The sequence below is a fragment of the Streptomyces telluris genome, assembly GCF_024519335.1.
GTDB classification, from domain to species: Bacteria; Actinomycetota; Actinomycetes; order Streptomycetales; family Streptomycetaceae; genus Streptomyces; species Streptomyces telluris.
In genome coordinates, this window is sequence record NZ_JANIID010000031.1 from 37,346 (window position 1) to 55,834 (window position 18,489).

Consider the following 18,489-nt stretch of genomic DNA (forward strand, 5'->3'; position numbering starts at 1 on the left):
CCGTGCGCCCGTGGCCCTGCCGTGCCCTGCCGTGCCCTGCCGTAGCAGCTGTGGTCAGCCGGCCCAGACGTCCTCGACGTAGTGACCGGACTCGGTGAGGGCGGTCAGCCAGGCGGCGGACTCCTCGTCGGACGCCCCGGTGTTGTTGCGGTAGATCGCCATGAAGGCCTCGCGCACCGCGGGGGCCATGCGGCGGCCGTCGCCGCAGACGTAGACCCGGCCGCCGGCTTCCAGTACGGCCCAGACCTCCGCGCTCTCGCGCGCGATGCGGTCCTGGACAAATCGGACGCCGTCCGCGGGTGCGTGCATGAAGGTGGGGCGCATGCTGACGGCCCCGGCCGCCTCGGCGCCTTCGAACTCCTCTCGGTGGAGGTAGTCGACGTCGGGGTGGTCGCAGCCGAAGTAGCACAGCAGCGTTCCGGTCGACCGGGCGTGCAGCCGGTCGAGGACGGCGCCGCGGAAGGGTGCCAGTCCGGTTCCCGCGCTGACGAGGATGACCGGCACTGCTGGGTCCTCGGGGAGGCGGAAGGAGTCGCTGCAGGGCAGCACCCGGGCTTGGAGGGTGTCGCCGGCCGTCACGGTCTGGACGTAGTGGGAGGCGATGCCGCGGAAGGTGCCCTCGCCGCCGCGGTGCGGGGCCGCGAGCAGCGACACCATCAGGTCCACCTCGCCGGGAGAGGCTGCGGCGGAGGACGAGATCGAGTAGTGGCGCGGGCGCAGGACCGGCAGCAGTTCCAGGAAGCGTTCGAAGGTCAGCTCGCAGGCGCGGTGGTCCTCCAGCAGGTCCAGGACGCTGCGTCCGGCAAGTGTCACCTGCTCGCGGAAGGTCTCGGGGTCCGCGGCGGCCAGTGCGGCCAGGGGCTGCTTCTCGGGCGGACATGCGGTGTGCTCGGCGAGCACGGCGACGTGCTCCCGGGTGGCGGGGTCCTGCAGTTCCACGAAGTCCGTCAGCAGCCGGCGCAGGGTCAGCGGGCGGTCGACGGGCAGGGTGTTCCGGCTGCGGCGGCGCGCCCGCAGGCGGACGGTGCGGTCCAGGTCGAGGCCGAAGCGGTCGGCGACCCGCTGGACGAGGGCGTCGGGGTTGCCGGGCAGGACGGCCAGGTGGTCGGCAGTGCGGTAGGTGACGCCGTCGGGCAGCCGCAGCTTCAGGAAGCGCTTGGGGCGGCCGAGCTCGTGGGTCGTGTCGACGAGTTCGTACGCCTCCAGCGCCTCCATCGGCTGGACTCCGTGCCGTGCCGCGAGTCCGTCGATGACCGAGCCGGTGGTGTCCTGGAGCTCGTACAGGCCCTGATCCCGATCCTGATCCTGACCCTGGTCCTCTTCCGGTTCCACGGCCGGAGCCGGAACGGCCGTCGGGTCGCCGTAGCGATCCAGCAGGGCGGTCCACAGGTCGCCCGTCCAGCGGTCCACCGTGCCCGCGAAGTCTCCGGAGGCGTCGGCCATGCCCCGCTCCAGCAGCGGCGTGGCACCGGCCGCGGCCAGGCGATCGTCGATGAGGGCAGGGACGCGCTGATAGGTGGCCGCCCAGTTGCGGTCGCCGACACCGAGCACGGCGTACTGGACGCCGTCCAGCGAGCCGGGCTCGAGGCCCTCCAGCGACGCGACGAACTCGGCGGCGTCATCGGTGGGCCTGCCGTTGTAGGAGGCGGCCACGATCACCACCGGGCCCTCGGCGGAACGCAGCTTGCCGGCGTGGTCGTCGAGGGACGCCACGGACGGGGCGAACCCGTACTCGTCGCCATCCGCCGCCAGGTCGCGGGCGACGCCCGCGCAGGTGCCCAGATTGGAGCCGTGCAGAAGGGTCAGCACGGTACCGCCGGCCCGTCGGCCCGCGGGTCCGTCCTGGCCGGCGGGGGCGTTGCTCACGGCAACGGCGGGCAGTCGGCGCTCGCCACCGGCACGCCGGGCCAGCCTGAGGGTGAACCCGTCGGGCTTGATGGTGAGCGACTGCTTGATCTTCAGCTGGTAGTCGGTGTGGTCGATCAGCCGGTAGCGGTGCACCAGCAGACCGAGCAGCAGGGTGGCCTCGTGCAGAGCGAACTGGCGGCCGATGCAGGCGCGTTCACCGTTGCCGAACGGCTTGAAGAGGTGAACGGAGCGCTTCTCCTCCTGCGCCTGCGTGAAGCGCTCGGGGTCGAACAGCTCGACGTTCTCACCCCAGGCCGGGTCGCGGTGCAGGGCCGGGGTGAGCACGGTCAGCGCCTCGCCCTTGCGCACGGCGTACTTGCCGCCGATGACGGTGTCCTCAAGGGGCTCCACGGCGAAGCCGGGCGCGGTCGGCCACAGCCGCAGGCTCTCATTCAGCACCTGGCGGATGTAGGTCAGCTTGCCGATGTCCCCGTAGCCGGGATCCGGGGCGTCCTCGTCACCCCACAGGGCGTCCACCTCGGCCTGGGCCCGAGCGAGCACCTCGGGGTGCTTGGTCAAGTAGTACAGGGCGAAGGACAGAGCGCCGCTGGTGGTCTCGTGCCCGGCGATGAGGAAGGTGATGACCTGGTTGCGTACGTTCGTGTCGTCCAGCGGCTCGCCCGTCGCCGCGTCCCGGGTGTGCAGCATCCGGCCCAGCAGGTCGTCCGTGCTCGTGTCGCCCGACGCCCTGCGCTGCCGGATGACCTCGTCGACGAGGTCCGTCATCAGCATGTTGTCCTGATGGAACCGCTCGGCCTGCTTGCGCTTGAACAGTTCCGAGCCCGGCATGGACTCGACCTTGTCCTGAGCGAAGGCCAGCGCGCGTGCCATCGCGTCGACGAACGGGTGCGTGTCGTCGCGGCGGAACGACTCGAAGTCGAAGCCGAAGCCGCACAGCCCGATGGTGTCGAAGGTCAGCCGGGTCATGTCCTCGGGGACGTCCACGGGGTGGTCCGCCCCGGCCCGGTCCCACTTGGCGATCAGGGAGCGGGCGACCTGGAGCATGGTGCCGTGATAGTCGCGCATCGCGCCGAGCGAGAAGGCCGGCATCAGGATGTCGTGGGCCTTGCGCCAGTTGGGCTCGTGGTTGAAGGCGGTGAACAGGCCGTCCCCGGCGATCTCGCGAACCTCGACCAGGTCCCGGTTCACGCTCTTGCGGAACCTGGTCTCGTCCGACAGCTCCGTCACCAGATCCAGACCGGCGACGACGACGATCTCGGACCCGAAGAGGCGTAGCCGGAAGACCGGCCCCAGCTCCTTGGCCTCCTTCATCAGGTGGACGAGCCCGTCGGCGCCACGGGGCAGGTCGAGGGCGTGGCCGATCAGGGGCAGCGCCCGGCGCTCGGGTATCGACTGGGCCATGGCAACGGGCGCATGAGTCATCAGCGTGCCTTTCGTTCCGCGTCAACGGTCGCTTCCAGACCAACGTACAGGCGACATTGTCACCCGACCAAGTCTGTCGATTGTGTCGAGTGACGCATCCACGCGGCGGAACTGCGGACAGGCGCAAAACGTTGGCTACTGCCGGCGCGACATCCGGCTTCCCCGGTCAACGTGGCTGATCGGACCGGCCGTTCGCCCACGTCAGATGCGCGCTACCCCGTCCGTGCATTCCCGGCACAGGAACCGAGGGTCACGCCATGAGCACCACGCTTGGCCCGGCGGCTTCGGCCGACGCGCTGTGCCGTCATGACCATCAGAGCGGCGGACTGCGAGGCTCGTACAGCCAGGTCCGCGGCCTCCGCCGCGCCTTCGACCCGGTATCCCGGCCGGTCCGCGCCCGCCGCACCGGTCCGGGCCACCGGTCGTCGCACTCCCCGCCCTCCGGGCTCAGGACGGGACCGAGCGGACCATCGGCCACGGGCGACCGGGGGAACCGTCCGACCTGCGCAATCGTCGGTTACGGATGTGACTGAAGTGACGCCCACGCTGCCTGACGACCACCGCGAACTGATCTCCGACCTGTCCGGGATCGTCTGCGACTACCCCTCTGTAGATCCCGAATCGACCCTCGCCGTCCTCGCCGCCGACGCGGCAGAGGCGCTCGGCCACGACGCCACCCCGGAGGGCCGCCGGGAGCGGACCGGGTACACGATCCTCCTGCATGCCACCTGCTGGTACGTCTCCGCGCGTGTCTTCAGCAAGTCACTGTTCGCGTCGTACGTACGGGCGCTGGACGGGTTCCGTGCGCAGTTGGACCAGGCCTCCTGCACCTGCCCGGCCGGCGCCCACCCCGCGCAGCTGGACTCGGAGTACCAGGTCGAGGCCGGGGTGAGCATGCTGACCGAGACCGGACGGGCCGCCTTCGCCGAGGACTACGGCCTCGGCGAGGAGGAGTCGGCGGTGTTCGACTGCGAGGGGTTCCTCGCGGAGCTCGCCGATGAGGCCCTGGGCCGCTTGCACGAGGCACACCGAGAGCTCTTCGGCGGCATCGACGTCTCCCACCTGGACGCGCAGTTCGTCCGGGACGACGGCCGCCTCGACGTCGTCGCCATGCAGGAGTCGATCAGCCGTACCTGGGAGAACAACACCGGCCCGGTGGCCCTGTGGTCCGCCCGCCGCTGGCTCACCGGGCAGGTGCGCGACGAGGAGCGGATCGGCGTGTTCCTGTGCCTGTGGATGGGCATCGCCCAGACGTACGAGGGTCTGCCGCCCTCGTACGCGCGCGACCTGGCCGCCGCGCTCGCCACCATCGATCTGGACGTCTCCTGCGATCATCCGCAGCACCCCTGGTCCACGGCCGATTCCACCACCCGGTCCCGGTACCGCGCGGTGGTCCACCTGTACGCGCCGGACGACCACCCCGACACCCCCGTGCCCGCCGAGCTCTCGGCCCGCGAGTTGTGGGAGTGCCCGGTGCAGTACGCCCAGTTGGCGCGGAAGGCGTTGGAAGACCTTGAGGGATGGCGCACCATGCGCGGCGGCGACGACGAGGACTGGGAGGCCTGAGCGGGACCGTCACACGCGACGGTTGTCACCGAGGCGGGGTTGTTGTCACCAGGAACCGTCGGAAAGAATGGGATGGATCGGGCTGCCGGGGCCGCGCAGCCTCAGGTGCCAACACGCCACGTGCGTACGAGCGAGCCCCCCTCCGGACAACTCTGGAGGGCCCTTTCCTGCCCAACGATCGCCGACCCCTTGCACACCAGGGCCGGCCTTGACCTGCTTCCCCCTCGCAACCAGCACTCCCTGAGACCACATACGCAGCCCTGATGTAGATGCAAGGGAGTCCGGATGAGCGGGCGTGCTCGGTCGGAGCCAGGGTCCTCGCCCGAGAGGCTGGCCTTTTTCACAGACGCGATCTTCGCGATCGCGATGACGCTGCTTGCTGTCGAGCTGGAGCGCCCGCACGAGAAGGAGCTGGCGTCGGCCCGTGCGCTGGGGAGCTTTCTGGCGGACCAACAGGGCTCCTACCTGGCCTTCGCGCTGGCCTTCGTCCTTCTCTGGTCGGTGTGGCGCCGCCACCACAAGCTGATGGACCAGATCGGCGGGCTGTCGAAGGCCTTCACGGCCTGGCACGCGCCGCTCCTGCTGCTGGTCGCCTTCCTCCCCTTCCCGACAGCGCTCATCGGCGCATCGATCGGCAACCCGCTGGCGCAGACCCTGTTCGCCGGCACGATGGCAGCCATGGTCTTCTGCGAGGCAGTCCTCAAGGAGATCGCCGGCAGCGCCGGCCTGGTCACCGGCGATCCCGCAGAAGCCCACCGGCACGCCGGCGACTCCTGGGGAGTCGGCCTCTGGTTCGCCCTCAGTATCGGTTTCGCCTGGCTGTTCTCCTACGCCTTCGTCCTGTGGTTCGTCGCCCCGCTGGCCGCCACGTACGGCGGAGCGCTGATTTCCCACCTGCGTCTCTCCCCCGCGGGCCACCCGATCCCGGACGACGAAGACGCGCCGCGAACCTGAGTGTCCGCCCAGGACGCACCCCCGGGGGACTTCACCTCCGCCACCGCTGCCGCGTTGACGGAGTCTCAGGAATCCTTTCGGGATGTGAAGCACACCACACGCCGTCAATTGGCTTGCGGATCAGGTGTGCGCATAGGTTTAAGAGGTTGCACCATCGCTCGCTTTGTGCGCGCATCCGGTCGCCGATAATTCAGTCAACTATTGAACAAAATGATTCAGTTGATCCTTAAACACAATTGACGCCCGGCTCCCGCCCGCCGGGCGGCGTACCGTAACCAACGGAAGAAATACCGAGGAGGGGAAACGGCAGCGCCTCTGTTCGTTGCGGCACTTGCGGAGAGGGCGCGGAGCCGATGAGGCGGATCGCGCTCACCAGGGCGAACTCACCGAGAAATCAGCCTGGTGCCGGACGGCTCCCGCCCCGAGACCAGAAACCTGCCGGGATTCCCGAGCGCGCAGCAATCTCTCCTTTTCAACTCCCCTCCGTTTCCCCGTTCCCGGCCCGGAAGGTGCCTCTTGTTCGCCCTGCTCGTCGATGCGCGACTCGCCGCCAAACTCAGCGACCTCCCTCTGGTCGGCGACCGCATCTCCCCCGACCATGACCTCGGTATCACCGGCGTGAAAGCCGTCATCGCCTCCGAGGCCCTCACCGCCGATCAGGTGAAAGCGCTCAACGAACAGATTTCTCATCTCGACGGCGCCCACCCGACGTTTCCCGAGGAGACCCGCGGGCGCGCTCTGGTGGCCCTGGACTACGAGTGGGGAGGCGAGAAGCGCACCCCTCTGATGTTCCGTCTCGCCGGCGCGAAGCCCACCGAGGCCCGCGAGGAGTCCCACGAGCAGGAAGCCCCCTCCCCGAAGCTGCTCAACGCCGCGCCGGCCGCCGCGCCGTGGGCGGCACCGGCCACGTCCGACGTCCCGGCCACGTCCGACGTCCCGGCCGCATCCAACGCCCCGGCCGCACCCGACGACCCCTCGGCCCCCGCCGCCGCATGGGTCACCCTCGACCGCTCCTTCGGCCCGCTGCTCCTGCGGCGTCTGGGTGCGAGCTACCAGGACGAGAAGATCTGGGTCCTCTGTGACGCCGCGGTGCACGCCGGCCCCTTGGAGCTCGGCGTGGACGGGCTGGGGCTGGGCATTCCCCTGGACGGCAAGGACTTCACGCCCTCCGGCCGGCTCGACGGGCTGAGTCTGTCCTTCCGCAAGCCTCCGCTGGAGATATCCGGCGCGTTCGTGAACAAGCCGGTCACCGCCGACTCGCCCTACGACCGGCTGATCGAGGGCAGCGCCCTGATCAAGACTCCGAGTGCATCCTTCGGGGCGATCGGCGCCTACGAGCACCTCAAGAGCGGAACCCATTCGCTTTTCCTGTACGCGGAGTTGGGGGCCGCGTTCGGCGGCCCTCCGGCCTTCAGGGTCACCGCGGTGAAGGCGGGCTTCGGTTACAACAGCGCCTTGCGGGTGCCCGCCATCGACCAGGTCGCCGAATTTCCCCTGCTGCGCGGGCTCGCCGAGGCAGGCGGGAGCGGAACGCCGCCCGAGCCCCTGGACGTGCTCAAGGAGCTGACCGAGGGGACCGACGACGCTCCCGCCTGGGTGACCCCCGACGAGGGCCGGATATGGCTGGCCCTCGGGCTGAACGCGGACGTCTTCGAAATCGTCCACTGCAAGGCCCTGGCATTCGCCGAATTCGGCCCGGACGACCTGGTGGTGGGGCTGCTGGGCTCGGCCAAGGCCCAGTTCCCCGACCCGGCGAAGAAGATGGGAGAGCCGTACGCCAGTGTCGAACTGGACATCTCCGCGGTCTACCGGCGCTCCGCGGACATGCTGGCCGTCGACGCCCGGCTCGCCCCCGACAGCTTCCTGCTCGACCGCTCCGTGCACCTGACCGGCGGGGCGGCACTGCGCCTGTGGTTCGGGAACAGCGACCATCCCGGCGACTTCGTCTTCACTCTCGGCGGCTATCACCCGCACTTCGCCGCGCCCGCCCACTATCCGAAGGCGGAGCCGGTCGGCGTCAACTGGACCTCCGGCTCCGAGCTGACGGTGAAGGGCACCAGCTACTTCGCCCTCACCCCTTCGGCCGCGATGGCCGGGGGCCGGCTGGACCTGCGCTACGACGGCTCGTGGGCCAAGGCCCGGGTCGACGTCGGGTTCGACGCCCTGGTGCAGTGGGCGCCGTTCCACTACGAGGTGGACGTGTGGGCGGAGATCACCGCCCAGGTGTGGCTGCTGTTCGGCTGGAGCGGCGAGGCGTCGCTGGGCGCACGGCTGTCGGTGTGGGGCCCGCCGTTCGGCGGCACCGCGCACGTGAAGGTGCTCGGCATCTCCATCCCGATCGACTTCGGCGAGCCCAGGTCCGGGCCCGCGCCCATCGGCTGGGACCAGTTCCGCACGCTGCTGCCGCAGCACCCGCTGACGCTCGCCCCCGTCGACGGCCTCCACCCCGACCACGCCGCGCAGGCACCACAGGCCGGGCCGTCCGGGCCGTCCGGCGGCGGCTCCGGCATGTGGACGGCCACCGCCGACGGCTTCGCCTTCACCGTCGGCACCGCGTTCCCCGCATCGGCTCTGAAGGTCAACGGAGTGGACGAGACGGGGGACGGCCCCGCCGAGGTCCACATCCGCCCGATGGCCAAGACCGGCCTCGACGTCACGCTCTCGGTCACGGTCGAGGAGGAGACGGCCGACGGCGGCTGGCGGCAGCTGCCCGCCGACCGCTTCCAGGACTGGACGGTCACCGCACAGCGCGCCCCGCAGCCGACGGCGCTGTGGGGCGCGGGGAAGGCCGATGACGCGCTGAAGGCGGACCCGTTCGTCCACGGCCTGGTCAGCGGAGCACGCATCGCCGTACCGGCCCCGCGCCTGCCCGAGGCTGCCGCGTCCAGCCGGAGCGGCCGTCTCGACCACGCCCCGCTGCCCGGCGGAACCCTGCCGCTCGACCCGGGCGCATTCCCTTCCGGAGTCCGCGGGGAGCCGGAGGAGAGCGCCGGCACCGGCGCGCTGCGGGTCGACACGCCCGAGCAGACCGCGCTGCGGCGCGCCGCGCTCGCCTCCCTGTCCGCCGCCGGCTACGCGCTCGACGCCGCCCCGGAGCTCGACCGCTACGCCCGCGAAGCGGCCTTCTCCTCCCCGCCCCTGCGACTCGCCCACTCGTGAGGACCTCATGACCACGCACCCGACCGAGCGGTCCGCACCGGCGGACGACACCCCCGTCTCCTTCCACGACCATCTGCTGCCGGGCATCGAAGCAGGCCGCTACCGGATCACCGTCGACCAGCAGCTCCCTGCCGAGGACCTGCCGGGAGCACGCCTCGACCCGGTGGAACAGATCGTCAACGTACGAGCCGCGCAGTTCCGTCTCGACCCCTCATGGGTGCACGCCGTGTACCCGGCCGCGCACAGCCAGGGCCCCTTCGGCGGCCTGCTTCCGCACATCACGCTCAACCCGGCGGCCCTGCCGTGGGAGCGCGAGCCCTTCACCAGCGGCGTCCAGAACCCCGCCCGGGACGCCCGGGCCCCCTGGCTGGCGCTACTGCTGTTCGGCGAGGGCGAGCTGCCCGGGGATCCCAACGCGCTGGGCACCACCGCTTCGGTGACCGTACGCGCGCTCCTCGACGGCGACGCCGCGGTGTACGGGCCCGCCCTGGACCGGAACGCCGTCGACCCCGCCCTGTTCGACACCCCCTGCCAGGTCGTCGATGTACCGCGGGACCTGCTGGCACAGCTGCTCCCGGAGCCGTCCGACCTCGCGTTCCTCGCCCACGTCCGCACGGGCGGAGAGGACGCCGCGCCCGGTGCCGCGCCCGATGCCTCGCCCGACGCCGCGCCCGCGGAAGGCCACGACGGCCGGCTGAGCCACGACGGCCAACGGAGTCAGGACGGGCGGCTGAGCCACGACGGCCGGCTGACCCAGGACGCGCACGCGGTCATCACCACCGCCCGGTTCCCCGGCACGGGCCGGGGGCGGTATGCGGCCCACCTCGTCTCGCTGGAGGGCCACGTACCGCCGCCCGGACCGCAGGCCGCCGACGACAAGCCCGTACGCCTGGTGTCCCTGCACAGCTGGACGTTCACCTCCTGCCCCGCATCCGGGGACGGCTTCGGTCGGCTGGCCGGGCGCTTCACCCCGGGGAACGGCGAGCACAGCGCGGCCCCCCTGCGCCCGGCCCCCACCGCGGGCAGCGGGCTGCCGGATGAGCTGGCCACCCTGCTGGAGCAGGGCATGGTCCCGATGACCCACATCACCGAGTCGGGCGAGCGCGCCCTCGCCTGGTACAGCGGCCCGTTCCTCCCCCGCGTCGCACCCGGGCTGCCCCGCCCGGAGCACGGACACTTCCCCGACGCCGACGGGCTGTTGCTCCACGAACCCCGCACGGGCACCTTCGCCACCGGCTACGCCTGCGCCTGGAACGTGGGCCGCGCCCTGGCCCTGGCCGACCCCGGATTCGCCACGACCCTGGTCCGCCTGCGCCACCAAGGGCGGCTGCGCCGGGCGACCGAGCGCCAGTACACGACGTACCGTCGGCAGCTCTTCCACAGCGCCCCGTCCGCCGGACCGTCCGGACCGGCCCCCCGCGCAGCCGTCCGCGCGGCCGCCCCGACGCCGCGCGAGCAGTTCGAGGAGCTGCTGCGCGGCGACGCCCTGAGCGCGCTGGCCGCCTCCTTCGGCACCCCCGGCGATGACGATGCCGAGCCGCGCCCCCGGACCGCGCCTGCGGCGCCTGCCACCTACCGCCTCCACGCCCCGCCGCGCTCCGCGGCGCCGCAGCCGCCGTCGTCGGACGCGCGGGAGACGGCTGCATGGCTGGCCAGGCTGCGCACGCTCAGCGGAGTGCCGTTCGACTGCCTCGTACCGGACCAGCGGATGCTCCCGCCCGAGAGCCTGCGCCTGTTCCACGTCGACCGCGGCTGGCTCGACGCCCTGCTCGACGGCGCGCGCAGCCTGGACCGGCACCCCGCTGCCGACACCGCGACCGACGCCGAACTGGACGGTCTGCTCGACGACCAGGGGTCCGTGCCGGCCGCCGGTCTACTGCTGCGCTCGGCCCTCGTCCCGGGCTGGCCGACGCTGCGCGTCGAGGCCCGCACCGCATCCGGGACCGTTCCGGTCAAGGTGATCCGCCGCGAGCCCCTGGGCGGTGACGTCCTGCTGATGCTCTTCGACCGCATGCCCGACCGCCTGACGATCAGCGAACCGCACCAGGGGCTGCACTTCGGCGTGGACGACCAAGGGAACGTGGCCCTGCGCAGCCTGGCCCCCGGCGAGGTCGGCCGGCCTCTGGAGCGCTCAGTGCCCGTCGGCACGGACCCGGCCCTGACCGTCACCACTCCCGCCGGGGCGCGGGTGCTGGACATCGGCCGGCTCGCGGTCCGCCTCGCCGAGGACGTCAAGCCCGGATCCCCGCTCTCCCCGGCCGAGCTCGCCGTGCAGCTGGTGCGCGCGCCCGAGCAGCTGACCCTCTCCTTCGAAGGAACCACCCGATGAACACCGACCTCCTGGTCCCCGTAAGGCTCCGGGCCCTGGTCGTCAACGACCAGGTGCGGGCCAGGGACACCTTCCTCCGCTGGATCCCCAACTACCACCTGCTCGGCGTCCACCGTTCCCCCGAGCCGTCGCCCTACGCGAGCACGGACACGGAGTTCTCCCAGGAGGCGGGCCATGACGGCGTCCACCTGCACTGGGAGCTTCCGGCGGCGCTGCGCCGGGCGGCCACGCCCGGTGGCGAGATCACGCTTCCGCCCGCACCGAACCGCTGGCTGGTCGTCCGGCACGCCTACACGGCCGCGGGCGAGTACGCCACCGCCGCGTGGGTCGTCGAGAGCGACTTCCTCGACAAGCGCACGGGTACCGTGCCCTATCTGCGCCCCGGCCGGGGCCACGTCACACCGACCCGGATCGGACGCCGCACCGAGGCCGCGCAGTGGACGGAATCCGCGGCGGACCGGCCCACCTTCCTGACCGCGACCGGCCCGGGGACCCTGACGTTCGCCGCGTTCCAGCCGCACTGCCAGGACGTCTTCTCCTTCCACGACCCCCTGGCGCAGCTCCCCCGCCAGTTCGACCGTCTGGGCTACCAGGTCATCGGCTGGCACGCGACGGCCTCCGACGACCCGCTCGCCGACCCGAAGGTACGCGAGGCGCTGGAAGGCGTCCTGGGCTGGCAGACGGACCGCGCCCCGGCCCCGGATGCCCGTACGGTCTACACCGGCCGCGTCCACGGCGTGCTGCCCCACTACGACCCCTCCGGTGAGGAGCGGCCCGACCCGACGGTGTCCGTCGCCGACAGCGCCCGTTCCGCGTTCACCGCCCTGACCACGAACAAGGCGGCCGCCACCCCGGCACTCACCCTCGCGCCCGCGCTGTTCGACCAGCTCCAGTCCAACACCCTCACCCGGGCGGACGACCCGGACAATGCGCACCGCCTCGCCGACATCCTGCTCGGCGCCGGCTTCGGCGAGGGCACCGCCTCCTACGCCTGGCACGCAGTACCGCCCAGCACCTCGGACGAGCCCGCCTCCCCCGAGGACGAGCGGCGGGCCCGGTCCGTCGAGGCCGCCTTGAACGCCGCGCAGCACGCCCACGACCGGGCGGACCGCGAACTGGCCGGGCTGCGCCGGCGGCTGTACGGCATGTGGCGCCTCCAGGGCCTGCCCGTGCTGCCGCGCGGCTATCACCACCAGCAGCTGACGCAGGAGCTCGACCCCGGGCGCGAGGGCAGCCTCGCGGCGCGCGTACGCGCCGACCGGGAAGCGGTCGACCGCATGCGGGCCGCCCTCCCCGCCGGAGACACGCCCGCGCAACTGGCGGAATCGGTCCGCCGGTACGCCGACGGGCACGGCCTGCCCACCGGCTGGGACCTCAAGCGCGTGGCCCCCGCCCCCTTCCAGCGGGCCCTGGACCCCGCCGTCGTCCTGCAGGGAGCCGGCTCCCTGCCCCTCTCGGACGACACGACGCTGCGCTGCCGGTTCGGTGGCCAGACCGTGACCGCCGTGGGACTCCCCGGCACGGACGTGGTGTTCACGGCGGAACGGCCGGACCTCGCGTGCAACACGCTCGACCTCGGCGCGGGCGAGCACTCCGCCATGCCGGGCTCCGCCCGCGCCCTGCTGCGCGAAGCGTTCCTGCTCGACCCGCACGGCGCCGCCGCGCAGCCGCGTCCGACGGGCGGCCCGGCGGACACGGGAGCGCCGACGCCGCGCACCGGCACCGCCCCGGCCTTCGGCGGCGAACCCTGGGAACAGCCGTGGCACCCCCTCCACCTGCTCTGGGAGGTCGAGTACCACCCCCTCCCCCACGACCAGTGGGAGTTCGACGGCGACCGCTACACCTGCCCGCAGCCCCGCCCCGAGGCCGCGCGCACCTACACCGGCCGGACGCTGCTCAGCGACCACCTGCCGCGGAGCCTGGCCGACCAGCTCCGGCAGTACGCGCCCGAGGATCCCGAACTGGCCTCCTACTGCGACACATTGGCCGACCGGATGGTCCGCGGGGACGTGTTGTCCAGCTCGCTGGCGGGGCTGCGCGACATGCTCATCGGCCAGGACCCCGGCCAGGGCGTCCCGCCACTGGGCGCGCCGCCGGAGCTGGCGGAGCTGATCGGTGACGCCTACCGCACCAGCCCCGACCCGGGCCCCCTGCCCGTACCCTTCGAAGGCTGGCCGGACTCCGGCTTCCAGCAACTGCGCGCGGGCCAGTTCCGCTTCCTGCGGCTGACCCTGGTGGACTCCTTCGGGCGCGCCCTCGACGTCATCACCCCGGCGGGCACCGGCGGGGCGAGCAGCCTCCGGCACCCCGTGGTCGCCGACGCACTGCGCCCGCAGCACGTCGCCGAGGCCCTGGGCACGACCCCGGAACACGTCGTCCAGCTGCCGCCGCGCCTGCCGCAGGCCGCGCGCCTGGGGCTGGACCTCATGGACGCCGACCGCGGCGCGCACCCGGCCACGCACCTGGACGACGGCAGTCCGCTCGCCGGATGGATCGTCCCCAACCTGGTCGACGGCTCGCTCACGGTCCACGCGCCCGACGGCACCGCCCTGGGCCTGCTGCGCTGGGCGTACCGGATCGGCCGGCCGGCCCGGGAAGCGGTGTGGACGCCGCTGCCCGGCGACGCTCCCGCCGGTCTCGACGCCCTGCGCACCGCCTTCCCCCACCTGCACACACTCGTCACCTGGCTCCAGGGCACCGGTGCGGACGGCAGCCCGCTGCCCGCCGCGATGGATCTCCTGGAGACCTCGCTGGTGGACATCGTGCCCACCGCGGGCGCCGCCTCGGCCGCGCTCGCCGGGCGTCCGCTGGCCCTCGTCCGCTGCCGCCTCCACCTGGACCTGGACGGACCTCCGCCCACCGACCCGGGCTGGCAGCACATCTTCGACCACGACCCGCCGCGCCCCGAGTTCACCGGCTACTCCTGGCCGGTGCGCCTGGGCGAGCAACTGCGCATCGGAGACGGGCTGGTGGGCTACTTCGCCGACACCGACCCCGGCGTGCTGCGCACCGTGGTCGCGCCGTCCGACGCGCATCCGCGCATCGCCGCCATCGGCGACGGAACCCACCTGCGCGTCGCGGCGGGAGCGCCCCAGCACCTGACCCTGCTGGTCGACCCGCACGCCCCCGTGCACGCCACCACCAACCTGCTGCCCACCGCGACGCTGGAGATCCCCCACCGCTTCACCGACGGACCGCTCAACCGCATGCGCACCGTCCTGCGCACCGGGCCGCTCCTCACTCCGGCGACCGCCCTTCCGGAGGATGCCGTCGCGCTGCCGGTGCGCACCGTCGACGACCAGACGTGGACATGGGCGGAGCGCGCCGGCGACGGCACCTGGGCCCGCTTCGCCACCTCGGCCGCGAGCACCACCCCGCGGTGGGACGGCCGGGCCCCCGTGCTCCGCTCCGGCCTGCTCACCTCCCGCGGCCCGCTCCCGCAGGGCGACGCCGCCACCTCCGACGACGACGACGCCGCATCCGAGTAACTCCCGCAAGCATCCAAGGAAACGCCACCATGAGCACCCACCTCGGCGGCACCAGCCGCCTGACCTACAGCCTGGCCACCGTCCCGGCACCACTGGCCACCGACCGGCCGGCCCACATCGACGTCGTCGTGTCCAACTCGGGCACCGAGGCCGTCCTGTGCAAGCAGATCCTCCTCGTGCTCCCCACCGGCGACCTCGCCCAGGACCTCGTCCCCGCGGGCCATCGCGTCGTCGCCACCGTCGAACCGAGCGACCAGTGGACCACTGACGAGATCGAGAGCGGGGTCCTCCTCACCCTGCCCCAGGACGAAATGGCGGCCTTCGCGCCGGGCGGCACGCCCGTCACGGTCCGCCCCGCCACCGGCGAGTCCGTCTCCCTCACCACGCACGGACTCCTCCTGCGTCTCAAGGACTTCAAGGCCAACGCCCTCGCGGGCACGGCCCTGCTGCGCATCCGGGAGACCGTGAGCGTCGACAACGGCAAGACCTGGGAGACCCACCAGGTCACCCTCCCGCTCGCCAAGTACCCCCCGGCCGAAGCCCTCACGGCCGACGTGGTCGGCGATCTCGTCCTCCGCGAGGCCGACGTCGACGACAACCCCGACTCCGCCCCCGTCACCCTGCTCACGCCGGGCCAGAAGGCCGTCCTCACCTGGACCGCGCCGTCCGACGCGACCTGCTACGTCTATTACGGCGACGGCGAGCGCTCCGAGCCCCTGAGCGGCCGGGACAAGTGGCGGTTCCCCGTCACCGGCCTCACCCGCGACACCCAGTTCCAGGTCCGGGTGACGCTGCAGCGCTCCGGTGAGACGATCACGCACCACCTCTCGACGGCCGTCGCCGTCGCGGAGCCCGTCTTCCCGCAGCTGACCGTCACCAAGATCACCGCAGGTGGCCGGAAGGGCAAGAACGAAGCCCCGCTCCTCACCATCGACGGAGCCGTGGAAGTGGAAAAGGACAGCCACTTCCGCGGTTCCCTGGGAGTGGCTCAGGAGAGCCACTTCTACGGAACCGTGTACGGCGGAGACGGCACGCTCACCGTGGGCGATGCCCTGGTCGCGAAGAAGAGCGTCTCCGCCGAGGCCGGCGTCACCGTGACGGGCTCCCTCGCCGTGACCGAAAAGGCGCTCGTCGGCTCGACGAACTTCGACGGCATGAACACCGGCGACCTCTGGATCAAGGGCAAGCTCTCGGCCGATCGCGCCGACCTCACAACCGTCCTCGGCACCCCGCAGAAGCTGGCCGACGCCTTCGACGGCAGGGAGCGCTCGGCGCCGTCCAACGGCCTGCTGCTCCTGTGGGTCAGGACCGTCGGGCACCACGCCACCAGGACGATCTACGTCGACGTCCACAACGGCCAGGAGTACGAGACCGTGGCCGCCGCGACAATCGACTACGGAAACGCCCCGGACGTCAAGGGTTCCTCGGCCACCGTCCCCCTGCGCAAGGGGCAGAAGTACACGATCTGGCAGGAGGGCAGCGGCGGCGGCACCACCGACGCGTACTTCTTTCCCCTCCTCTCCGGCTGACACCGGTCACCGGCCGACCACACGCGAACCGGGCCGCCGGGCACGGCGCAGCACACGCCGTGCCCGGCCGCGGAGCGGCCCCGCACGGGCTTGCTCGCCCCCTGTCCCCCGCCCGAGAACCCCGGCCCCACCCCGGCCGCGTGCCCCGACCGCATGTCCCCGAAGGAGAACAACTTGAGCCCCCACCACGGGCCACTGGCGGATGGAATTCCTGCCCGTAAGCCGGCCGATATCGTGCTCACGGACACCAAGGACACGACCTGCGCCGTCATCACATTCCCGGAAGCGGACGACCCGCAAGCCGGTCCGCCGCCGGCCGTGATGATCGATTGCGGGAATTCCCTCGGGGCGCAGGAGACCACCGAGAAGATGCGCGCCACCGTGCGGCGGGCCCTCGCCGGGCGCACGCGCATCGATCACGTGTTCCTCACGCACCCTGACTCCGCCCATTGCAACGCCTTGCTCCCGGTGACCGCGGGACTGGAGATCGGGCAGGTCTCCTGCGGCGGAGACCTGCGGCAATACGCCGGTCTCCAGGGAGGGGTGGACCTTCACCGGTGGCTGGTCGGCAACAGTGCGCGCACCTTTCCCCCGTCCTTCCGCGGATTGGGCGCGCCGGTCGTCTCGTACGCCGGAATGCGGCTCTATGTGCTCGCGGCGAACTCCACCGGCCATACGGAATCGTCCGACGCGGATGCGAACGGGACCGTCCTCCTGCTGGTCTACGGTTCGCTGCGCGTCGTCTTCCTCGGAGATGTGCCGGGCTCCGTCGTGGTGGGCCTTCAGGCGGAGGCGTTCCCGGCGGATGGCCCAGGCGAGCCCACGGGTCATCCCCTCATGCCTCAGGGGCAGCTGCTCGTGCTCGGTCACCCCTCGGCCGACGGCGCCTACGGGTGGCCCTGGGGCCCAGAAGGGAAGCACCGGTACGCCCTCGTGCGGGAGCACGCTCCGGCTGACTCGGAGAGTGGCTCGGCCACCGGGCACGCCAGCGCCGCGGTGCTGCTGTCGGACCCGTCGGCGGAAACGGCGTCCGCCGCCGAGGCGGAGGAGAAGGACCGGTTCGCCTTCGCCTCCGTCGACTCATGGGCCACCGCCCCTCAGCCGTCGATGCCGCTGGGACTCTCCGGCTGACTCCCGGCACGGAATCGCGTTCACCGGTCCGTCGCCGCGCCGTGAAGCGATGTTGTTCACTCTCTTCCCGAATCAGGATCACAGATGCCGAACGGCAGTCAGAAGAAGCTGCTCCCCATTTTCCCGTACGTGCTGAAGAGGGTGCCGGACTGGGTGTACCGGATCGACAGCCGGGGCCCGGAGGAGATATTCAAGGACGGATTCACGGGCTGGGACACGTACTACGACATCCCGGGCCATCTCGCGGACTGGAAGCACTTCAGCAGGAAGAGCGGATTCGTCAGCGTGGCACGGGACATCGACACCGCCATGAAGATGTTCGTCCGATGGGAGCTCGGCCCGCTGCTGAAGGAGATGAAGGAAACCGACCTCAACGCCGGACTGGCCGTCCAGGAGCTCGTGAAGAAGGGGTACGAGAGCGAGAAGGAGCTCTCGAAACTGCGGAAGATAGCGCGGGAGCTGGCCGAGGACCGGGACGGCACCTATTTGAAGAAGTGGCTGTATGTGATCAAACCGTCCAAGTACTTGGTCAGCATGGAAGGCAATGTGCTCGATCCCGGACGGATCCGCCACTCCGGGGGCCGGGCCCGGAAGCTGGTGAAGGAGGCCACCGAGTGGGACGCGCCGTGGCACATCCCCCCGCAGCGGATCCTTGAGGCGTACCAGGTGGACATCACCCTGCGCTTCACCTTCACCGAGCGGCCCGACGGCCGCCTCCCCGTCAAGCAGCACGCATGGTCCTCGGCGACGGACTTCATCAAGCATGAGCGGGACCGGAGAAGGGGATTCCCGGGATTCGACAAGAACTTCCCGTACAACCCGTTCGAGGACGAAAGGGCCCGCTGGACAGGGCTCGTCGGCTATTGGACGAAACTCGACGAAGCGCCCTGGACCCCCGGATCCGGGAAGTTCACCGCTCCCCGAGGGTGGCGCGGGGAGAAGGAGTTCTGGCCGGTTAAGGGGCAGGCGAGTCCCGGCCATCCCTTCGGCACTCCGGCAGAGGTGCCCCCGATCGTCCCCCAATGGGCCCGTTGACGGCCGC

The 18,489-nt window shown here is 71.7% G+C and carries 9 protein-coding genes; 8 read left to right on the plus strand and 1 reads right to left on the minus strand.

From position 1 onward, the window contains the following. Positions 1-54: 54 nt before the first annotated feature. Positions 55-3,291, minus strand: coding sequence for a bifunctional cytochrome P450/NADPH--P450 reductase (locus NQU55_RS27755; RefSeq protein ID WP_256791378.1), 3,237 nt, complete (start codon positions 3,289-3,291; stop codon positions 55-57). Between the two features lie 534 nt (positions 3,292-3,825). On the opposite strand from NQU55_RS27755, the gene NQU55_RS27760 reads away from it, so the two are divergent. The 8 genes from NQU55_RS27760 (at position 3,826) to NQU55_RS27795 (ending at position 18,482) form a co-directional block, all read left to right on the plus strand. Then, positions 3,826-4,857 carry a hypothetical protein gene (locus tag NQU55_RS27760; protein ID WP_168095207.1) on the plus strand — a complete coding sequence of 344 codons (1,032 nt, stop codon included), beginning with the start codon at positions 3,826-3,828 and terminating at the stop codon, positions 4,855-4,857. Between the two features lie 285 nt (positions 4,858-5,142). After that, positions 5,143-5,811: a TMEM175 family protein gene (locus tag NQU55_RS27765; protein ID WP_256791379.1), complete on the plus strand. Its 669-nt coding sequence runs from the start codon at positions 5,143-5,145 to the stop codon at positions 5,809-5,811. Between the two features lie 516 nt (positions 5,812-6,327). Next, positions 6,328-8,970 (plus strand): DUF6603 domain-containing protein, encoded by a 2,643-nt coding sequence (locus NQU55_RS27770; protein ID WP_256791380.1) that lies wholly within the window; start codon positions 6,328-6,330, stop codon positions 8,968-8,970. Between the two features lie 7 nt (positions 8,971-8,977). Then, on the plus strand, positions 8,978-11,299 hold the full coding sequence (locus tag NQU55_RS27775; RefSeq protein WP_168093752.1) for a hypothetical protein: 2,322 nt from the start codon (positions 8,978-8,980) through the stop codon (positions 11,297-11,299). Next, complete coding sequence (locus tag NQU55_RS27780; protein ID WP_168093753.1) at positions 11,296-14,787, plus strand: hypothetical protein; 3,492 nt, start codon at positions 11,296-11,298, stop codon at positions 14,785-14,787. The genes NQU55_RS27775 and NQU55_RS27780 overlap by 4 nt, the downstream gene beginning before the upstream one ends. A gap of 29 nt (positions 14,788-14,816) precedes the next feature. Next, positions 14,817-16,316, plus strand: a complete 1,500-nt coding sequence (locus NQU55_RS27785) for a hypothetical protein (RefSeq protein WP_168093754.1) — start codon at positions 14,817-14,819, stop codon at positions 16,314-16,316. Between the two features lie 174 nt (positions 16,317-16,490). Continuing rightward, complete coding sequence (locus NQU55_RS27790) at positions 16,491-17,447, plus strand: ComEC/Rec2 family competence protein (RefSeq protein ID WP_168093755.1); 957 nt, start codon at positions 16,491-16,493, stop codon at positions 17,445-17,447. Between the two features lie 84 nt (positions 17,448-17,531). Beyond that, positions 17,532-18,482: a scabin-related ADP-ribosyltransferase gene (locus tag NQU55_RS27795; protein WP_168093756.1), complete on the plus strand. Its 951-nt coding sequence runs from the start codon at positions 17,532-17,534 to the stop codon at positions 18,480-18,482. The last annotated feature ends 7 nt before the right edge of the window (positions 18,483-18,489 follow it).

Coding starts and splice junctions, on each gene's coding strand:
- NQU55_RS27755 (WP_256791378.1), bottom strand. CDS start 3,291: ATGACTCATGCGCCCGTTGCCATGGCCCAGTCGATACCCGAGCGCCGG.
- NQU55_RS27775 (WP_168093752.1), top strand. CDS start 8,978: ATGACCACGCACCCGACCGAGCGGTCCGCACCGGCGGACGACACCCCC.
- NQU55_RS27765 (WP_256791379.1), top strand. CDS start 5,143: ATGAGCGGGCGTGCTCGGTCGGAGCCAGGGTCCTCGCCCGAGAGGCTG.
- NQU55_RS27780 (WP_168093753.1), top strand. CDS start 11,296: ATGAACACCGACCTCCTGGTCCCCGTAAGGCTCCGGGCCCTGGTCGTC.
- NQU55_RS27785 (WP_168093754.1), top strand. CDS start 14,817: ATGAGCACCCACCTCGGCGGCACCAGCCGCCTGACCTACAGCCTGGCC.
- NQU55_RS27795 (WP_168093756.1), top strand. CDS start 17,532: ATGCCGAACGGCAGTCAGAAGAAGCTGCTCCCCATTTTCCCGTACGTG.